The organism is Peribacillus deserti, assembly GCF_016909175.1.
Lineage (GTDB): Bacteria > Bacillota > Bacilli > Bacillales > DSM-1321 > Paraperibacillus > Paraperibacillus deserti.
Genome location: NZ_JAFBFI010000003.1, coordinates 37395 through 56573, shown reverse-complemented (window position 1 = coordinate 56573; position 19179 = coordinate 37395). Strand labels below are relative to the sequence as shown.

The 19179-nt window shown below is 40.8% G+C and carries 20 protein-coding genes and 1 pseudogene; 5 read left to right on the top strand and 16 right to left on the bottom strand.

Annotated features, from left to right (window positions below):
- Window positions 1–151: 151 nt before the first annotated feature.
- The 3 genes and pseudogenes from JOC77_RS04675 (at window position 152) to JOC77_RS04665 (ending at window position 1941) form a co-directional block, all read left to right on the top strand.
- Window positions 152–988: a glycerophosphodiester phosphodiesterase gene (locus JOC77_RS04675; protein WP_204539353.1), complete on the top strand. Its 837-nt coding sequence runs from the start codon at window positions 152–154 to the stop codon at window positions 986–988.
- Between the two features lie 146 nt (window positions 989–1134).
- Window positions 1135–1281 (top strand): annotated as a pseudogene (locus tag JOC77_RS04670) (IS1595 family transposase); the annotation flags it as partial.
- Window positions 1282–1503: 222 nt separating this feature from the next.
- Window positions 1504–1941 carry a VOC family protein gene (locus JOC77_RS04665; RefSeq protein WP_204539350.1) on the top strand — a complete coding sequence of 146 codons (438 nt, stop codon included), beginning with the start codon at window positions 1504–1506 and terminating at the stop codon, window positions 1939–1941.
- Window positions 1942–2194: 253 nt separating this feature from the next.
- On the opposite strand, the gene JOC77_RS04660 is transcribed toward JOC77_RS04665, so the two are convergent.
- The 7 genes from JOC77_RS04660 to JOC77_RS04630 all read right to left on the bottom strand — a co-directional run bounded on the left by JOC77_RS04660 (window position 2195) and on the right by JOC77_RS04630 (window position 7458).
- Window positions 2195–2392, bottom strand: coding sequence for a Fur-regulated basic protein FbpA (locus JOC77_RS04660; protein ID WP_204539347.1), 198 nt, complete (start codon window positions 2390–2392; stop codon window positions 2195–2197).
- A 123-nt stretch (window positions 2393–2515) separates the two neighbouring features.
- Complete coding sequence (locus JOC77_RS04655; RefSeq protein ID WP_204539344.1) at window positions 2516–2704, bottom strand: Fur-regulated basic protein FbpA; 189 nt, start codon at window positions 2702–2704, stop codon at window positions 2516–2518.
- Window positions 2705–2967: 263 nt separating this feature from the next.
- Entirely contained in the window at window positions 2968–4101 is a 1134-nt protein-coding gene (gene ssuD, locus JOC77_RS04650; protein ID WP_204539340.1) for an FMNH2-dependent alkanesulfonate monooxygenase, read from the bottom strand.
- 45 nt (window positions 4102–4146) lie between these two features.
- Complete coding sequence (locus tag JOC77_RS04645) at window positions 4147–5019, bottom strand: ABC transporter permease (protein ID WP_204539337.1); 873 nt, start codon at window positions 5017–5019, stop codon at window positions 4147–4149.
- 61 nt (window positions 5020–5080) lie between these two features.
- Window positions 5081–5824, bottom strand: a complete 744-nt coding sequence (locus tag JOC77_RS04640; protein WP_338047184.1) for an ABC transporter ATP-binding protein — start codon at window positions 5822–5824, stop codon at window positions 5081–5083.
- Between the two features lie 132 nt (window positions 5825–5956).
- Window positions 5957–6979, bottom strand: coding sequence for an aliphatic sulfonate ABC transporter substrate-binding protein (locus tag JOC77_RS04635; protein ID WP_204539332.1), 1023 nt, complete (start codon window positions 6977–6979; stop codon window positions 5957–5959).
- Window positions 6980–7275: 296 nt separating this feature from the next.
- The gene (locus JOC77_RS04630; protein WP_204539329.1) at window positions 7276–7458 is read right to left on the bottom strand and encodes a YezD family protein; all 183 of its coding nucleotides are present in this window, start codon (window positions 7456–7458) and stop codon (window positions 7276–7278) included.
- Between the two features lie 444 nt (window positions 7459–7902).
- On the opposite strand from JOC77_RS04630, the gene JOC77_RS04625 reads away from it, so the two are divergent.
- A complete protein-coding gene (locus JOC77_RS04625; protein WP_204539326.1) occupies window positions 7903–8400 on the top strand; it encodes a cysteine dioxygenase in 498 nt (165 codons plus the stop codon).
- 291 nt (window positions 8401–8691) lie between these two features.
- Here the strand turns inward: JOC77_RS04625 and JOC77_RS04620 are convergent, their stop codons facing one another.
- The 6 genes from JOC77_RS04620 to JOC77_RS04595 form a co-directional block, all read right to left on the bottom strand.
- Window positions 8692–9240, bottom strand: coding sequence for a DUF4240 domain-containing protein (locus JOC77_RS04620; RefSeq protein WP_204539323.1), 549 nt, complete (start codon window positions 9238–9240; stop codon window positions 8692–8694).
- 39 nt (window positions 9241–9279) lie between these two features.
- Entirely contained in the window at window positions 9280–10014 is a 735-nt protein-coding gene (locus JOC77_RS04615) for a slipin family protein (RefSeq protein ID WP_204539320.1), read from the bottom strand.
- 1040 nt (window positions 10015–11054) lie between these two features.
- Window positions 11055–11342, bottom strand: a complete 288-nt coding sequence (locus tag JOC77_RS04610; RefSeq protein ID WP_204539317.1) for a hypothetical protein — start codon at window positions 11340–11342, stop codon at window positions 11055–11057.
- Between the two features lie 404 nt (window positions 11343–11746).
- Window positions 11747–12319, bottom strand: a complete 573-nt coding sequence (locus JOC77_RS04605; RefSeq protein WP_204539314.1) for a ribonuclease H-like YkuK family protein — start codon at window positions 12317–12319, stop codon at window positions 11747–11749.
- 329 nt (window positions 12320–12648) lie between these two features.
- Window positions 12649–13521, bottom strand: a complete 873-nt coding sequence (locus JOC77_RS04600) for a Sir2 family NAD-dependent protein deacetylase (RefSeq protein WP_204539311.1) — start codon at window positions 13519–13521, stop codon at window positions 12649–12651.
- 320 nt (window positions 13522–13841) lie between these two features.
- Complete coding sequence (locus JOC77_RS04595; RefSeq protein ID WP_204539308.1) at window positions 13842–14423, bottom strand: CBO0543 family protein; 582 nt, start codon at window positions 14421–14423, stop codon at window positions 13842–13844.
- Between the two features lie 836 nt (window positions 14424–15259).
- On the opposite strand from JOC77_RS04595, the gene JOC77_RS04590 reads away from it, so the two are divergent.
- Entirely contained in the window at window positions 15260–16468 is a 1209-nt protein-coding gene (locus JOC77_RS04590) for an MFS transporter (protein WP_204539306.1), read from the top strand.
- A 187-nt stretch (window positions 16469–16655) separates the two neighbouring features.
- Here JOC77_RS04590 and JOC77_RS04585 read toward each other — a convergent pair whose 3' ends face one another.
- The 3 genes from JOC77_RS04585 to JOC77_RS04575 are packed head-to-tail and all read right to left on the bottom strand — an operon-like array spanning window position 16656 to window position 19166.
- Complete coding sequence (locus tag JOC77_RS04585) at window positions 16656–17303, bottom strand: bifunctional 4-hydroxy-2-oxoglutarate aldolase/2-dehydro-3-deoxy-phosphogluconate aldolase (protein WP_204539303.1); 648 nt, start codon at window positions 17301–17303, stop codon at window positions 16656–16658.
- 15 nt (window positions 17304–17318) lie between these two features.
- Window positions 17319–18275, bottom strand: a complete 957-nt coding sequence (locus JOC77_RS04580) for a sugar kinase (protein ID WP_204539300.1) — start codon at window positions 18273–18275, stop codon at window positions 17319–17321.
- A gap of 24 nt (window positions 18276–18299) precedes the next feature.
- Complete coding sequence (locus JOC77_RS04575) at window positions 18300–19166, bottom strand: fumarylacetoacetate hydrolase family protein (protein WP_204539297.1); 867 nt, start codon at window positions 19164–19166, stop codon at window positions 18300–18302.
- Window positions 19167–19179 lie beyond the last annotated feature (13 nt).

The following is a 19179-nucleotide window of genomic DNA, read 5'->3' as shown; positions in this document are numbered from 1 at the left end:
CAATTTGACCGATTGTAAAGAAATTTGTGTTTTTCTGCCTATTTTTGTTTACCGAATTGTCTTTAAATTTGAACATTTTATTAATTTCACCTTAACACCTATCTTCTAAACTTGACCTGTACCATAAATATTAATTGGGAGCTGGTAGGAGATGTGGAATCATTCGCAGAAAACAATGTTAGGTATTGGGTTTGCTTTAACTTTGCTGTTCAATTCAAATCAACATACATTTGCAGCTGAATCTAAAGGCGAACTAACGAAAGTGGATAATGTTGCCCACCGGGGTGCTTCTGGTTATGCACCGGAAAATACTATATCTGCTTTTGATAAGGCTGTGGACATGAAAGCGGATTATATTGAGATTGATGTACAAAGGAGCAAGGACGGAGAACTTGTAATTATTCATGATAATACTGTTGACCGCACCACAAACGGAAGTGGCTCAGTTAAGAATTTAACCTTTGAAGAACTAAGAAATCTGGATGCAGGCAGCTGGAAGGCAGAAGAGTTCAGTGGAGAGAAAATTCCTACTTTTGATGAAGTCCTGGACCGTTATCATGGAAAGACGGGTATCTTGATCGAAATGAAATCACCGGAATTATATCCTGGAATTGAAGAAGAAGTTGCGGGTGAATTAATAGAACGTAATCTGGACAAACCACAGAACGAGAAGATCATCATCCAATCCTTTAATTTCGAATCTATGAAGAAAATGAACAGCCTGCTCCCAGCTGTCCCAATAGGTGTTCTCACATCATCTAAAAAAGACACGACAGATCAAGCATTGAAGGATTTTGCTGCTTACGCGGATTATGTAAATCCCAGCTACGGCATTGTCACACAGGACTTAGTTTCCAAAGTACATTCCCTTGATATGAAGATTTCCTCATGGACTGTAAGAAGCCAGCAGGCAGCAGATTTTCTATTAGATATGGATGTGGATGCTATTATTACTGACTATCCTGATTATGTTCTTCCAAGAAAGTAAATGAACAAAGGCAAAAAAGGGGCTGCTTCTCAAAGCAGCCTCTTTTTTAATTTTAGGCTGTGTTAAAGGTGAATGTTGATAATTGATACCTCCCTGATTCCCTTATATAATTAATATAGGAACAAGTATTCGGGGAGGTTATAAGGATGGACAAGGCGTTTAGCAATTTATTAAAGCACATTGATAAATTAACCCTCACAAAAAAAGAACAAGTCTATCAATGGATAAAACGCTATGTTGATCCTTCTTCCTCTGTCGGTGGACGTTTAATTAATGAAATGAGGGAAACTCGCCTGGTTTTTGTTTGTCGATAGCCGCAGTAACGAAAACACAAAGCACAATATTAAAGATTTTCTATTATCATCATTTGTCTTTGAAATAACAGATACTTACGATAGTTTACGGGTTATCAAAATTCGCTGTATAGTGCTTATTTAACTATCGTGGCAGGAATTTGCAATAAGTTTGTTGAATAATTCTGCGAAGAGCACTTGATCTCAAGGAGGTATGATGATATGAAGATCAATAGAATAGATCATGTGAGTATAAACGTAAATGATCTTTCAGAGGCTAAAGCGTTTTTTCTTGATTTAGGACTTGTAGTGCAAGCGGAATGGGAATTGGATGGAGAACAGTTGGACCGAATAGTTGGGCTTAATGATGTTAAAACGGCATGTGTAGGATTGGGGATGCCAGATGGTCAGGCATGGATAGAGCTAGTCAAATTTTATACGCCATCAGATGAAAAAGATATTCAACAACCTTTTGCAAATACGCTGGGTATCCGACATATTTGCTTTGCTGTTGAAGATATAGAAGCTATTGTTGCAAAATTGAAAAAGAAGGGCACGGAAATCTTTAGTGAGATACAGCAATATGAAGAAAGTTATAAGTTATGCTACGTTCGTGGTCCAGAGGGAATTATTTTAGAGTTGGCTGAGAAAATCAAATAAACAGACGATATGCTGACATATATAGAGAAACACGTTCGCTTATCTAAACACAATGATATTTCAGACTGGACGGCTGTCTTTTTTAGGGGCAGTCATTCTTTCTCCTTGTTGGACAAACGGGGGCATTAGCTGAAAAAAAAATGGGGAACCTCGAAAAATGAAGGTTCCCCTAATTTATTTTATAAAAATCAACATTTAAATTTAACAGAGCCTAATTGCAAAAAGTAAGCTTCTTATATATAATAGATGAAACTTAGTAATATTTAGTAATCCACTTAATCGCCCCTGTATTACTATGAGGATGATTTGTGGATTTTAAATTGTTAAATTCATGTTCTAATTCTGTATTTGATAATTTTTTCAGAGACTCTTCCTCGCTGCTAAAAGCTAGAAGTATACTAATTAAAGTATAACGTCTTTTTTCTTCTGATTTTTGAAGATTATATGTCATGTAATCTTCTCCTTCATTAAGTTGTTATCTTTAGGCTAGAATGGCTTCTACTTTTGAAAGATTGTCTGATGGCAGGCTCCTAATACATGATATCTGGCCTTAGTTTAACTAAAGTCATCTATGCTAAATAGACCTGTTTTCCTTTTCATGTTTCCCTCCTGCTTTACATTTGATCTGATACGCATATTCATGCTCCAGTTCAGTCAGTGTCTTCCCGTTTAAATATGAATCTTTATAGCTTCCTAGATTATTTAAATGTGTTATTAGATACCTCTTGCGCTTTTCAACCGCTGCTCTAAGCAATTTACCCATTAGAAACACCCTTTTTGCTAGAGACTTCTAACACTAAACTTTACTTTTCAACAACTCCCGCCTAATAAATAAAAGACAGTTTCTACTTGTATAAGAAGAAGCAGCCTTCAGTTGACAGATAAGCTGTTGTAAAACTTTTTTATCCGCCATTTACAATACTAATGTGTAAGTAATCTATATTCATATCCCTACCATATTATTCCGATTTAAATAGTGGGTTTTATCGCAGGTTAGCTTCTTTTTTGCAATTTTTCAGCCTTTCTTCAGAATGACTGAGATACCTTTTCCGGAAAAAATGAATTTGCCACTATTACACCAGTCGGCCGGTTTACTTTATGCGGTTTATTCTTTAAGGGCAATAAAGGGAAAAGCAGTTCGGCTGTTCGATAGGCTTCTTCTAGATGAGGATATCCTGATAAAATAAAGGTATCGATGCCGAGGGCTGCATACTCTTTCATCCTTTCTGATACCTGTACTGGATCTCCTACAAGAGCAGTGCCTGCACCTCCACGGACTAAGCCGATACCTGCCCATAAATTAGGACTGATTTCAAGAGCATCGCGTCCTCGGCCGCGTAACTCCACCATTCTTTGCTGCCCTACAGAATCCATCTTTGCAAAAGCACTCTGGGCAGCAGAGATTTTCTCGTCATCCAAATACTTAATTAGGTTGTCTGCTGCAGCCCATGCTTCATTCTCAGTTTCTCTCACAATAACATGAAGCCGAATCCCAAACCTTACCTTCCTGCCCTCAAGCTCTGCAAGCCTCGACACCTCTTTTATCTTTTTCTCTACCTGTTCAGGCGTCTCGCCCCATGTTAAATAGACATCCGAATGTTTTGCTGCCACAGCCTGACCAGCTGTTGAAGAACCGCCAAAATAAATAGGCGGATAAGGTTCCTGTACTGGAGGAAGCAGCAGCTTCCCACCTTCAACCTTTATATGTTCGCCATTAAAATCCACAGCTTTTCCTGCTAATAAGGATTTCCAAACCGTAAAAAACTCATCTGCTGCTTCATATCGTTCGTCATGCTGCAGAAAGATACCGTCGCCTTTTAGCTCTTCAGGGTTCCCGCCTGCAACGACATTCACAAGGAGCCGGCCATTGGATATCCGGTCAAGAGTTGCAGCCATCCGGGCTGATACGGAAGGGCTCATCAGTCCTGGCCTGACAGCCACCAGATACTTTAAACGCTCGGTCACTGGAATAAGCGAAGCAGCAAGCATCCAGGGATCCTCGCAGGTTCGTCCTGTAGGAATTAAAACACCGGTAAAGCCCAGCATATCGACTGCCTGGGCAATCTGTTTGAAATAAGAATAATCTGCTTCCCTTCCACCTATCTCTGTGCCTAAGTAGCGGCCGTCTCCATGTGATGGAATAAACCACATAACTTCCATTTTATCCTCTCCTTTTTTCTACTTCATTAGTTAAAATCCAATGGTCTATCGGCTGCTGTCATCACCGTTAAAATTATCGCGCCATTTTAATAGCTTTGCTTCTAAAACACGCACTAGTGAATCGGTCCATTTGCCCACCACAGCAAAAATAATAATCCCGACAAAAACAATATCTGTGTTCGAAAATTGTCTGGCATCCATAATCATATAGCCAATCCCTTCACTAGAACCCATCAGTTCGGCAACCACCAATCCAAGCCATGCCACTCCGAGTGACAGCCGGATACCGAGCAAAATATTCGGCATGGCTGCCGGCAGGATGAGCTTTGTTATTAAATGGAATCGGCTGAACTCAAGAACACGGGCCACTTCAAATAGTTTAGAATCTACTCCTCTGATGCCGAGAAAAGCATTTACATAGATCGGGAAAAAGGCTCCCTTTGCTATTAGAAGAACCTTAGAAAGTTCTCCAAACCCGAACCATAAAATGAATAGCGGGGCGACAGCCAGATGCGGGATGGTACGCAGCATCTGAAAAGTAGGGTCCATCACCTGTTCACTTCTGCTTGAAAACCCTACAATCACTCCAAAAAGTAAACCCAGCCCTGCACCCAATCCAAAACCAACCGCCGCCCTCCAGATACTAATCTTCAGATGCGCCCACAGTTCACCCGTGAATATGAGATCGAGAAAGGAATGAAAGATTGCCGCAGGTGTAGGCAACAGTGTGTCTGATACATCGTAAAAACTGCCAACAAACTGCCAGATTCCTAAAATCAATACCGGTAAAATGAGTCCTCTTATGCCAATTAAAATTCTTTTAAATAAAGTGTTCCAAACAGTATTATTTTGCGAGTATCTGGCTTTTTTTATAGCTGCCTGGGGTCCGGCCACTATCGCTGCCCTAGCTTTACTCATTTTCTCTCACCTCTTTTAACCTGTACTTTAATTGGACCGCCTGATCAAATCCTAGGAAGATTTAGTGAATAAGCTCTGATTTCTCAAACTCTGTTAAGACTTGCTGTCTTATGGCCTGGAAACGTACATCCGTCTTTTTTCGAGGATAGGGCATGTCAATTTCAATGATCTGACTGATCCGTCCAGGCCTTGGAGTCATAATGACTAATCGGTTGGCCAAATAAATAGATTCATCTAAATCATGTGTTACTAAGATCATCGTCGTTTTTTTCTTCTTCCAAATATCTAAAAGAACATCCTGCAAATGAGTTCGTGTAAAGGCATCCAGGGCTCCAAAAGGCTCATCCAGAAGAAGCACGTCCGGATTTCTTAATAGCGCCCGGGCTATGGCCACCCTTTGTGCCATCCCTCCAGACAACTCCCGGGGATAAGCTTTCTCAAAGCCTTTTAATCTAACAATTTCTATTAATTCATCTACCTTCCTCCGGATCTCGGAATCATTTAGTGATAAATCTGCCGCTATATTTTTTTCCACCGTGAGCCAGGGAAAAAGGCGATGTTCCTGAAATATAAAGCCTTGTTTAATCCCAGGCCCTGTTAATTCTTGACCTCCTATCAGAATGGAGCCGTGAAATTTACGATCCAGTCCTGCAATGATTTTCAACAGAGTGCTTTTGCCGCACCCGCTGGGTCCAATGATTGTAATAAATTCTTCTTTTTTTATGTGTAAGTTCACATCATCAAGCACGATTAAATCTTCTTCCTGGGACTTTTTAAATGTACGATGAACGGATTTAATGGTCACACTCAATTTTGTTCCTCCCTTACTGCATGAATTATTTGCGTCGGTTTATAACAAAAAAGGACTGCCTCCTTCATTAAAAGAAAAGCAGCCTTCAGTTGTCTGATAAGCTCAAGTCATATTAATGCATGCTTACTATTTATACTCTTTTAATACTTTTTCTATATAAGAATTATCCACCACTTTGGATACATCGAGCTTTTCATTCAGTCCCTTTAATTCGTATAGGAGATCGGCCGTTTCCTGCTGTGCCTGTAAAAGATCATTGTCTATTGGCATATTATCCGGCTTTGAATTTTTCAGGACGCTAATGATGACTTCTTTATCTGTTTTTTTCAGCCTTGCATAGAGTTCAGCCGCTTCATCCTCATTTTCATTTTGCCACCTGGTCGCTTTTTCCGTAACCTTCAGGTAGAGTTCGACTAATTCAGGGTGTTCTTCGGCAAATTTAGTTCTTACAATCTGGTATCCGGGACTCGAAGAATGGACCGTCTCTCCATTGGCAATCACGCGCGCACCATTTTTTATAACTTGTGTTGATTGAAACGGTTCCCAAATTGCCCACGCGTCTACCGATCCCGTTTCAAATGCAGGCTGAGCTTCATCTGGCTGAAGCTGTATGATTTCTAATTCCGAAGGATTTACCTTTTCGCTTTTCAAAGCATTATATAGAAGGCCATATGAGCTGCTTCCTTTGGCAACAGCCACTTTCTTACCTTTTAAATCTTTGATTGATTTAATTTTGCTGCCTTTAGGAACCAGGATCGCGTCGCCCTTTTCTCCTATGCTGGCTGCCGCAATTTCTTTAAAAGGGATATCTGCCGCCTGCCCTACAAGAACAGGGATATTTCCCACCCTTCCGAAGTCAAGCCGGTTTGATGCAATGGCTTCAAAGTATGCAGGACCGCTCTGAAATTCAACCCACTTCACTTTAGCTCCTGCTTTTTCAAATTCTTCTTCAAACCACCCTTTTTCTTTAGCAGCCAGAATCGGCCAAATACTCTGCTGAATCCCAATATTTACGGTAACCTCTTGTTGATTTTTTTTCCCTTCCGTGTCAGCTGCATTCCCTTTGACCGATTTTTCCTGGTTTGAGCAGCCTGCGGCTAGCGTAAATATTAGTCCTATAAACACTAAAAGAATCTTATTGACCTTCATCGTTTTTCCTCCTAAACGTTTGTGGGAAGTAATAAAAAAAGCTGCTCCTATAGGGACCATAGGAAGCAGCGTTCAGTTGACTGATAAGCTGACAAAATTATTTATTTATAATTTACTATTTTTATAAATTAAGTCGGGATTTATGGCTGCAGCGTTGGCACTACACCATCATTTTTATATGTACTCTGTTCATGAGCAGGGTTTTGTAGTCTGCGATTTGCCACCTCCATTCATTGCGAAAGGCTGCCTTTAGCTGACTAGTCGGCATTCTACATCATTTTTCAGTTTTGAATTACTTAACGCTTGTTCATTCTATTTATGTGATCTTCCCTGCTTAGTAAAGGCATCCTGAACTTCTCAAGCTTATCAATTTGCGTAACTTTAGAATCATGAACGGTAATATGGAGAGTACCGTATTCAATGTTCTCCAACAGTGCAATAATTTTCTCTAATACCTGCTGTTCAAGGCTTTTCAACATCTGAAAGTCTCACCTCCATCCGTTTCGCTCAGCTGATAAGGCAGCCTGGTTAAGTGTTACAGTCCAAACTTATTGAGAACACAAAAGGGCACTCGTCTATATTAACAAGACAAGTGCCCTTCAGTCTGCCTGATCAGCCACATAAGTTTTTTAATTCCTACAAACTTCATAGGATTAGTTTGTTTATTTATCATAATACCATTCTTATTTAAAATCAACCCAATTTTCTAAATATTTTAATTTTTATTTAACGTCGCAACACAAACCGCCAGTGTATACTAATCAGAAAAAAAAAAGCCGGCGTTCATACATATTTACGCAGGGCAAAGAAAGGTTGTTTATGGGCATTAGCCGTTACTAAGTTCTAGGTCAATATCATGAAAGAAAGGTCGATTAATCCCGACTGTTTTTCTCAACATTTATTCAAACCTGAGGAGGCTTCTTATGCAACTTCTTAACCGTATTCATCAACAATTAGGAAATTTAACAAAACCTACACTTGAAGAAGTAGGGGATGCTCTAAAACAGATCTCAAATCAATCACATCCTGATTTAGAGTTATATATTATGGAGCCTGACAAATTAGCCTATGGCCGCAATGTTATTTACCGAAACGATTGTTTAGAGGTTATTGTCATCAATCTCCCGCCTCATAAGGAAACGGCCATCCATGATCATGGCGGCTCTATCGGGTGTGCAGTTGTTTTGGAGGGCACACTGCTTAATTCCATTTATCGTATAAATAACAGCCAAATTGAACCTGCTCATTCTTTTTTTGTAAAAAAGGGAGAATGTCTTTACTCCACTCTAGGACTTATTCACAAAATGAGCAATTCTGATAAGGATCGTATGATTTCCCTTCATGTCTACTCCCCACCGCTGCAGAATATGAGTACTTTTAAAGAGCATGGAGACCATCCAGTTTCTTTGGATATGCGTTGATGATAGAAGCAAGAAGTGACGCTGGAAAATGGAAAATCAGCTGCTTCCCTTTATAGTAAAGTAAGCATTCTATACCCGAATTAATTAGTATGGAGCATGTTCAACATAAATAGAGAAAAACTTTCATTAATACGTTCACAAATAAAATAAGACAAATTAAAAGGCATGAGTCCAGTACATTACCAAACTCATGCCAAGCTCTTAACTTGAATGGTGTTTTTAGCATTAACCGGTTGTTGTACTGAGTAAGCTTTGCTGTAAATGATATATCCTTAATTCTTTAGGATTTCTTCATCCCAGGGGATCTTCACCAAATCTTTCCCACAATACCGGAAACATTTGCTCTAAGTCTTCCTCTTCCCATTCTAGTTCGATTTCTTCCACCTGCTGCAGCCCTCTTGCACCCAAAACCTCTAGCAGCTCATCATAAATGTCAGCATCCCACTCTGTATCACCTGTCTTGATGACCGTATAAGCATCAAAGCCTGCTGATAACAAATCTTCGTTTTGCGGGAAACCCTCTTCATCCAAATTTTCGTCCATAATGTATTCAGCAAGATATTCAGGGTCATTAAGCGTCTTGTTGTAAACAGCCTCACCTTGTCCAATGAGCCAGCCTCTGAAGTAATCAAATGCATCATCAGAGCATCCCCCCATAAGGACATAAGCTGCTGCCCAAAGCCGGGATTGATAGCTTTCGTTCATCAAGCCTTGAAAAAATAATTCGAAATCCAAAACTTCTTCAGTACCTTTTTCCACTAATCTTTCAATCACCCATTCTGCCTGATTTTCCTGTTCCTTAGATGATTCAATAAAGCTCCAAAACTCTTGCTTATCCATTATGTTCCCTCCCGTTTCTACTATTATATTATTTTACTCTTATTCTTTACCGGTGTTTATCACAAAGGTATTTCCCTGCGAGCTCTCGATGGTCTGGATTAACCTCAGCCTGCCTAACTCCGGATTTTTCTCAAGTAGTTTAGCTGAATTTGCGAGACTTCTCAGAACCGCCATTTCACCTCTTGCCTTCTCCAAAGCGGCATTTGTCTCTTTTTTCACTTTAACTGCCTCGGAATATATTTTCTTTAGTTCCGCGGACAGCATAATATCCTTTACATCCACCGATATGATCGAAAAGGCTGATAGAGTTTGATCATCCTTCAATATTTCTTTCACTCTATCATTGATTAATTGGCGGCTCTGCAGCAGTTCATCGAGTTCTATAGCGGATATAACTTCTCTCAGCCTTAACTGCGCAGTGAGATATAAATATTCCTTGAAGTTTTCATACTGTGACAGAACAGCTTTAGGATCGAGAATCTGATATGTAACTACTAAACTGAATTTTACGCTTAGGTTATCTCTCGTTAGTACTTCCTGTCCGGTCAGCTGTAATATGGCTGGCCTTAAATCAAAGACTTCCATACGGGTTACGGCAGTGAAATATGTATATCTGCCTGGCCCTATAAGTTCGTGGGATGACTTTCCTTTATGAAACCTTATCCCGCGTTCATACTCATAAATTGTTTTAGTACGAATAAAAATTTTCTCCAAAAACCAAAGGCCCGCTGCTCCAATAAGGGTCACTGCTGTCAGCCATATAATATCGAACATTGCATCACCTTTTGTCCAAGTAGTTTATAATTGAAGCCGCAGCACAACGCTACAAAGGCAATGGAGGTTTTACCTGCAGGATTGCCCTGGTATTTATTTCTGTGTGCGGCTCCATCCGTTTGGGCATCGAACCCAGAGTCTGGCCCCAAAGGAACCCAGACTGCCAAAGAGAAATGCTAATAAGCTACATTCTGTAGAGATTCTACACAATTGCCCGCCATCTTCTCATTCATAATTGTAACAAGGTTCATTCAGAAAAAATATCCAAATATGCAAAATATCTATTTAATTTTAAGCTCTGTTAAACTTGTCTATTGATTTCCGCTACAGGCACTCGCATTCCGCGGGCGGTCCGGGAGCCCCTATCACGTGTACGCCTGAGGGGTCTCCCTTAATAGAAAAGCGGAGGACGGTGACTTTCAAGGTACTTTTTTTTTAGAGAATTGTGATGAACAAACTCGTTTAAAAAACCACTAAATAGAAAGTTAGATACCTGATAAAGAAGACTTGCTGATTGGCAAGCGACAGCGAAGACAGAAGCATAGTCGCCCTTATGCGTTAGCCAGACATAAGACAAGCGGCAGTGAAAGGCGCTTTTTGCCTTTTGATGGCGAATGGCTTATGACCGAAGGTGTCAGTCCGGAGCTAGACAACACTCGCTTTTCCCGCAGGAGTCTCGTACCTGAAACGAAGATCAACTTAGTGCGAAAATCAACATTGAGATTTAACCTCGCCTAACTTTAATAAAAGTACGCTTTGGAAAAGAAACTCAGGCTAAAACCAAAATTGCGGCTTAGACATCGATTGAGGGTTTACCGTGTGGTTCTATGTTGAAGGTGTGCTATTGCAGGATTTTCAAACTTTTTGCAGGATGTTTGAGATTTATGCAGGATTTTCGAATAGATTTGCAGGATAACAGAGAATATTGCAGGATTTTAGAATTTTTTGCAGGATTCTTATTTTCAGTCCATCTAGAGTATCTTAAAACAAGGAAAAGACCAAAGCACAATGTGATTTGGTCTGCTCATTAATCTAGTGCTTTACTCGAATTTCTCCGAGCTGGCATTATTGTATGCTTCCTGTGTGTCTTCAAGTACATGCTGAACCTTCATGGCTGCTGAAGTAACCTTTTCAGTTACCTTCTCCGTTACCTGATCTGTCACTTCGGCTGGATTTTCTTTAACCTGTGACAATGTATCCAGCGTTTGTTTCCTCGTTTTAGAATCCAGAAGCGACAGCGATGTACCAACTATTCCTCCGATGATGATTCCTCGCAGGAACCAGCTTTTATTATTAATTTTCTTTCCTCTGCCTATTTTGCGTGCCAAAAAATCACCTCATTTATTAATGCTTTATATGGGTATTTGCCCTATTATGACAGGCTTGAAACATGAAGAGAAGCAAGAGCTGGCATACGGCCTACCTCTAGCTGCTGCCATAGGAAAAAATAGAAACAGCCTTAATCCTTTTTAAAACCAGATTAAGGCTGCCTTTTTTTATTTTTTCAGGAAAGAGTCCCAGCTGTGATAGCTTTATCTCTCCCACCCCAAGCACGCAGCACTCAGGCTATGTTACACACCGAAGGAAGCTGTCGTTAGCTGCTGCGCACTTGGCTGCCCCTTCCCGAAAATATAAGAGGCTGCCTCCATTTCCAATGCACGAAAGGGAGACAGCCATTATTTTTATCGTATATGAGAATAATCTTTACACTATTCAACAGCCTATATTTAGGCTAGCCCAGTTTTTTCTGAGGATTGAGCACATTCCGTTTTTTCGTATATTTGTTCGCCACGCTGGATGCGCCATATGAGTCGGGTTTAATAACCGCTTCCAGGCCTAATGCCTCTACACGGGCTACCATCTCGTTGACATATTCACGTGTTTTATTCCGTGAGCCTGATCCTATATCGATATGTCCCTCAAAGGTAAAACTTGCTCCTTTATATATATGAGGCAGAATCAGGTCGATCAGAATGTTCTTATGATCTTCAGTAAGCAGGGAAGCCAGCTGCTCTGTCAGCGACGTTTCTCTCGAAATCCGTTCATGAAGATGTACCATTCGTCTTGGCACCACATCTTTGTGGACGCACATCCATGCACCCTTACCCTGTCTTTGGATAATGATAGCGGTGATAAAGACCGTATGACGTGTATGCACCTGGGAATCTGTGCCAACAATCAGACGATATTTTCCATTTGGTTCTTTTTTTATAAAAGAGACGATTCGCTCAAATACATGGTCAAATGACATGTTTTTCTCTGTTAAATTCTGAAAATAAATCGGATTTCCTTGTATATGTCCCATAGTTTACACCTACAACTTTCCTTCAAAGCTCATCCCTGCCGCGGAAAATAGAAGTAGAATGTTCCTTTTTCAGTACGGCATCTTTTCCCGCTTGACTCGTCAGGGATTCTGCCTTTTTTACAAATTCAATAATGCAAACAGGCCGTAATAAATGCCCGTTTAAACTGCTAAACAAACAGCAATTTTAATGAGTTCATACCGTTAGTATATTCATTTGTCCTTAACTCAATATATGAAATAATAGCCAGAATTGTACCCTCTAAGCGTACAAGCTTCAATAAAAAATAGGCTGTACCCTGTATATAGGGTTACAGCCTATGCGAAAATCCTTAATCATCCCAATCAAGATTGTTCATAACCTTTCTGCTAATTTTTGCTATGTTTCCTAAAAGAATTAAATCAAATATTCTCTCCTCTTCAATCACTTCTCTGTTGATAAGGACAAGTTTAGATTCGGAACTTACAAACTCGGGCAGTTCATTAAATGGATATACCTGAAGCGAAGTTCCGGCAATGATCACTAGGTCAGCATCTCCCACAGCAGCCCGTGCCTCTGCAAACCCACGGACTCTGTCACCAAAAAATACTGCATCCGGCCTCAAAAATCCGCCGCACTTACATTGAGGTACCTTATTCGGCTGCAGCACATCGGCAAGGTTATATGTCAGGCCGCAGTGGCTGCACACACATTCGCGAATATTGCCGTGAAATTCAATCACATGTGAATTCCCTGCTTGCTGGTGAAGGCCATCCACATTCTGTGTAATAATGGAAACTTCCTTTTCTTTACACTTTTCAAGCCACGCAAAAAGCTCATGGCCCTCATTTGGTTCGATTGCGTTTAGGGCAGCAATCAGACTTTCATGGCTTCTGTCAGGCATAACCTCTGAAAGCGTGCTTTGGAGCAGCTCATAAAATGAATACCAAAATTCCTTCGGGTCATCTTGAAAGGTCCTCTCATTCAGTTTATCTACAATATCAGGCTTCTTGTTCCACATTCCAAACGCGACAGACCGGTAATCTGGAATACCGCTCATCGTGCTGATTCCGGCACCGGTAAGGACAGCTATTCGGTCGGCTTTCTGGATGACAGTTTTTAGCTGTTGGATACTTATTTCATCAGCTGTTGATTGAAAATGAATTCTAGCGGCTGCATCTCGTGCCAGCTTCTTTACCGCCTGTTCTAATTCTGTATGATCCAAGAAAACAGCCTCCTCTAAATTTGAATATATATCTCTTCCACATATTTGGTGTTATTAAAACTTTCTTCCTAATTATTATTTCGAAGATCGCTGGACTTTTATAAAAAGCGTCTAATTAAGGAACCAAAAGGATACTTCGTCCATAATTAGCGAAAGCTATAGATTATGATTGGAGAAATTTTTTGTGGAAACAAATGCGACAATCACACATATTAAGGTGGCTTGAAATAATTCCGACTTCAAAGAGCCAAACAATAAAGTAATCTAAGAAAACACTCGTTATCAAACACGAGTGCTTAGTTAGTGCTAAACGGTTAGTCTCACTCTTCTTTTAGTGATCCGTTATATTGTGAATGATAAATTCCTTTGATAAGGCTGTTGGTCAGTAAGCGGGTGCTTAAAAACAATATAGTAAACCCAATAAACGAAAAACTGTGTTTCCAATGAATTAAATCAAACATATGGAAGTAAATAAAAATCGGTTCAAATATGAATGAAAATAGTCCAGCTAAAGCAAGGGCCGCAATAAAAAAGCTTTTCCAGCTTTTACAAAACTGATAAATCAGCATGGAAGCAACCGGAATAACCACTACATCAGCGGGAATTAGAGGAGGAGTAAAGTGAAAAAGCTTATCAGGATAATCCCACAACAATAAATTTACACCTATCATATCAAGTAAAATGGAAAAAATGCTGCACAGCAGCCCAAAAGTGAATATCTCAAAAAATCTTTCCTTATTCACTACCTTCCACCATAAGTAATATGGAAGAACAGCAGCAATCAATAAAAACCACCATTGCGGGCTAAATAAGTCATCATAATACCAATGTTCTATTGCTAGATCCTCTATAACTTCTCTGGCTCTTTGAAGATCGCTGTGGGAAGGAAAATTTGTTTTCATTTATTTCTCCTAAGTTTCATCTGATCTTTATAAAATGTAAACTCTTCTTATTTGTTATCCTTTCCGTTATATCAATCATACATACCGCCCAGGCTTGAAACTGCATTAGTTCCTTTTAAAACAATTGCCGTATGGCAGGGCATACGGCAATTATTTGCATCACACAATCTTCTTTAATATTAATGTTTACATAATGATTTTATGGTACTTAGTCGAGACGACCATGTATGAAACAGTCTGAAAGAAAACAAAGGACTCGACCCACCACGAACTAAAATTTCTGTGCAATCATTAAAGTTCCGGCTCAATTTATTGATTGAGGGTTTATTCAACACCAGATAGCCTTCCTTCATGGGATACCGGGAAAAGAGGAAGATGCAGATCTTTCAGGGAATACAGTTGTATCTAAAAAGAAGCTAATATCACCTTATTATGCTGAACTTCTTCTTTCACTGCTGATTACCAAACGCCTGCACATTTTTGAAGTTTCCTACTAACTACTTATAGAAAAAACGGATTCTAAAAACGTAGATCGGCTGGCTGATCATTCCTTCCATTTCAAAGATTCAAATACAGAAGATATTTGTTTTTTTACAGGTAAAAACTTATCTAGGTTGTTAGAGAAAAAACGAACAATCCGATGAAAAATTATGTAAAACCTAATCACTTTACCTTTGTTGGTATTAGTTTTACAATAAAATATGGGATATTTTTCGATTAATTACGAAACTTCTACTATCGAAGTATTTTTATAAGTGTTTTTTTTGCTAAAAACGGGAAATAAAAAATTAAGTCAGAAACCATAAATAAGACTCATATGAGGAAGTGAAGCGCAAATGGAAACTTGGAAGAAAAATTTATGGGTTCTCTGGTTTGGGGTTTTTATTACTTCCGCAAGTTTTTCAATGGTCATTCCTTTTTTACCTTTATTTCTGCTGCAGATAGGTGTTCATGATCATACAGAAATATGGTCGGGTGTAACCTTTAGTGCGGCTTTTCTGGCAGGGGCTCTCTCTGCACCGTTCTGGGGGTCGCTTGCGGATCGGTTTGGCCGGAAACCAATGATTATTCGCGCTGGTTTCTTTCTATTTGTCATTTATACCTTGATGGCATTCGTCACCAACCCTTACGAGATGCTGGGACTGCGGATCGCACAGGGTCTGTTAACAGGGTTCATACCTGGAGCTATTGCTCTGATTGGGACAAACACCCCAGAGAAAAAAGTGGGTTATGCCCTCGCCACAATCTCCACAGGTACCGCTTCAGGCGGAATTATCGGCCCTATGCTCGGGGGCGGAATCGCGGACTTAGTCGGGTATCGCTGGTCCTTCGCCAGCGGCGGAGCATTAGTTTTGCTCTCGACTCTCCTAGTTTTATTGATGGTTAAAGAGGAAAAATTCATTCCTAGCAAAACTCGGGGATCATTTAGAAGAGACATTCAAGAGGCTGTTGCAAACCAGCCATTTATGCTCGTGCTTTTCATTACCATGCTGGCTGCATGTTCAGTCATGATCCTTGAACCTGTACTTCCGTTATACATCGCTGGCTTAAATGGTTCTTCCGGCAATTCATCTTTTATGACAGGAATGATCTTTTCCATTCCTGGTATCGCCAGTATTCTAGTTGGGCCTTATTGGGGGAAACTATCCGATAAAATAGGATTCCGAAACGTGCTGCTGATTGGTTTACTCGGAGGCGGAATTGGATCCATTGCTCAGCTGCTCCTCCATGATATCTGGGGGTTTTCTATCATGCGTTTTCTATTTGGTCTCTTCTTCTGTGCTGTATTCCCTGCAGTAAATGGGCTGATTGTTAAATTAACACCATCCGAAACGAGGGGCCGGGCATTTGGATTGAGCCAGACCGCTAACCAGCTGGGCGGCATGCTTGGACCGATACTCGGAGGCTTTATAGGAGGATTCTTTTCTTTACACACAGTCTTTTTACTGACAGGAATGATTCTATTTCTAGCAACTGCGATGGCATACAGGTTCACGAAAAAACAGCGTGAATCAAGGACTTATAAAAAGGCTGAAGGAATGTAATCAAGAATATTTTGGATGATCAAAAGCACAAAATAAAAAGCTCTCTTCGGAGCTTTTTTATTTTTTCACTAATTCGAATGAAACACACACAGTTTTCTTACTATTAATAATATCCTGTTTCACATATGTTGAAAAACGAGTGTTAAGGCTGGTATATTAAGCTAGTTTCCCTTTGATGACTAACAAACTAGCGCCTGCTTAAGACACGATCTTCAACAATAGCTGAGAATTTTTTTGCTGTATTCGTCAGCTCGGTGTAATCCGCTTCAGACACCAATTTTGAAGGGTTGATTAAAGAGCCTCCTAGTCCTGCAGCTACGGCACCTGCTTTAAAAAAAGCAGCGAGATTGTCAAGGTTGATCCCGCCGGTCGGCATGAGCGGGATGTGTGGAAGAGGCCCTTTGAGATTTTTAAAGTAGCCTGCCCCAAGTGCATCTGCTGGGAATACTTTAATAATGTCTGCCCCATGTTCGAAGGCTGTCAAAATTTCGGTCGGCGTGAATGCACCAGGAATACTAATGGTGCCATAGCGTTTCGTCATTTTAATGGTTTCCACATTAAGAGTTGGCGAAAAGATGAATTCTGCACCAGCCATAATGACCGCACGGGCTGTTTCCGAATCTAATACTGTTCCGGCTCCAGCTATAATATCATCTCCGAACTCATCCTTTACTTTTTCAATTAAAGTGCATACTTTTGGTGTTTCAACAGTAATCTCTAGTGCAGTAATGCCTCCTTCTTTCAAGGCGCGGGCTATTGGGACAATTTGATCAGGGCGTGCACCGCGGATAACTGCAATCAGCTTTGATTGTTTTAGCTTTTCTAGTTTATTCACTCTTTTTCCACCTTCCTATCTCATCACATCATCTGCGCTTCCGCTCATAAACAAAGCAAGGTCGGAACGGACTGGCAAGCCCTCCGCATCTCCATTTACCATGGTTGCCAATGCTCCCATGGCATTTCCCCTTCGTGCTGCTTCTTCAAGTGAAAGTCCATCAAGAAGTCCGGACAGCACTCCGGCTGCAAAAGCATCACCAGCGCCAATCGGATCTACAACACGCTCCACATAAAAGCCGTTCACGTGTGTTTTCGGCGAAGACGGAACTGAAATGAGAGACCCCTCTTTTCCTAATTTCATTATGACGGTTTGGACACCAGCCTTATGAAATTGATCTGCTAGCTGCTCCGCTGAGCCGTCACCAAATAAAAATTCGGCTTCAGACAAACCAGGGAGGACGATATCACTCTTAGATGCGTACTCCGTAATGAAGGAGCGGGCTTTTGATGTATCAGCCCATAGCTTCAGGCGGATATTTGGATCGAATACAATTTTAGTTCCGCTTTCTTTAGCAATAATGATGGCTTTGTCTAGTGTGGACCGGCACGATTCACTAAGGGCCGGAGTAATGCCAGTAATGTGAAGGAACCTGGCACCTCTAATTGCTTCTTCGGGCAGGAGATCCGCTGTCATTTTACTGGCTGCAGAATTTTTTCGGTAATAATAGACCCGTGTATCATTCAATCGTCTAAATTCTTTAAAAAAGACCCCGGTCGGTGAATGGGAATCTCTAGTCACATACGAGACATCCACACCTTCCCCGCGAATAAATGCAAGCATTGCATCGCCAAATTCATCTTCGCCTAAGCGGCTGATCCAGCGGGATTTGTGGCCAAGACGGCTTAATCCTATCGCAACGTTCGATTCAGCTCCGCCAAATTTCATAGAAAAAGAGCGTGCATGGCGAAGCGGTCCCTCTTCATTAGGTGTAAATAATGTCATCGTTTCGCCGATCGTTACAACATCCATTCCATCATCTTCTTTCTCGTTTCGTCAGTCTTCAACGTAGTTGGATAATGTGCCGATTTTTTCAATTGTGACATCCATCCGGTCACCCTTTTTCAGCCAAATTTTTGGGTTTCGTCCCATTCCTACCCCTGGGGGCGTACCTGTTGCTATTATATCGCCAGGCTTCAAGGTCATAGATTGTGATAAAAAGGAAATAATTTTTGGCACGGTGAAGATTAATTGAGTCGTATTGGAGTCCTGCATTAGGCTGCCGTTTAGTTTAAGTGAAATGTCCAGATTATGCGGATCACCCACCTCGTCATGGGTAACCACAAAAGGACCGGTTGGCGCAAAAGTATCAGCAGTCTTGCCGCGTGCCCACTGGCCGTCAGAAAATTGCTGGTCCCGGGCGCTAATGTCGTTCAAGATTGTATAGCCAAAGACAAAATCCATTGCCTCTTCCTCTGTCACACATTTCGCTTCTTTTCCAATCACAACCGCCAGCTCTGCTTCGAAATCGACTTCGTTCGAATTAACAGGAATCTTAACCGCTTCGTTATGGCCGGAAATTGCGTTTGCATACTTTGAAAAAATGACCGGTGAAGCAGGAGGCTCCATTCCAGTTTCTTTGCAGTGGTCCATATAATTCAGTCCCACGCAGATTATTTTTTCAGGGTTAGGAATGGGCGCCAGTATCTTCACGTCTGAAAGAGTAAACCTTGCCTGTTCATTCTCATGCTGCCCTATAAGCTGTTCGGCCAGCGGCCTCAGCTCCTCACTTCGTTCAATAAATGTTTTTATACATGCGGGAAATTCAGTTTCCCTAAGCGCCGATAGGCTGATGATTACCCCATCATTTTGCACGATCCCGATATGACGGTCGGCTTCAACAGAGAATGCAGCTATTTTCATAGGCTATAATCCT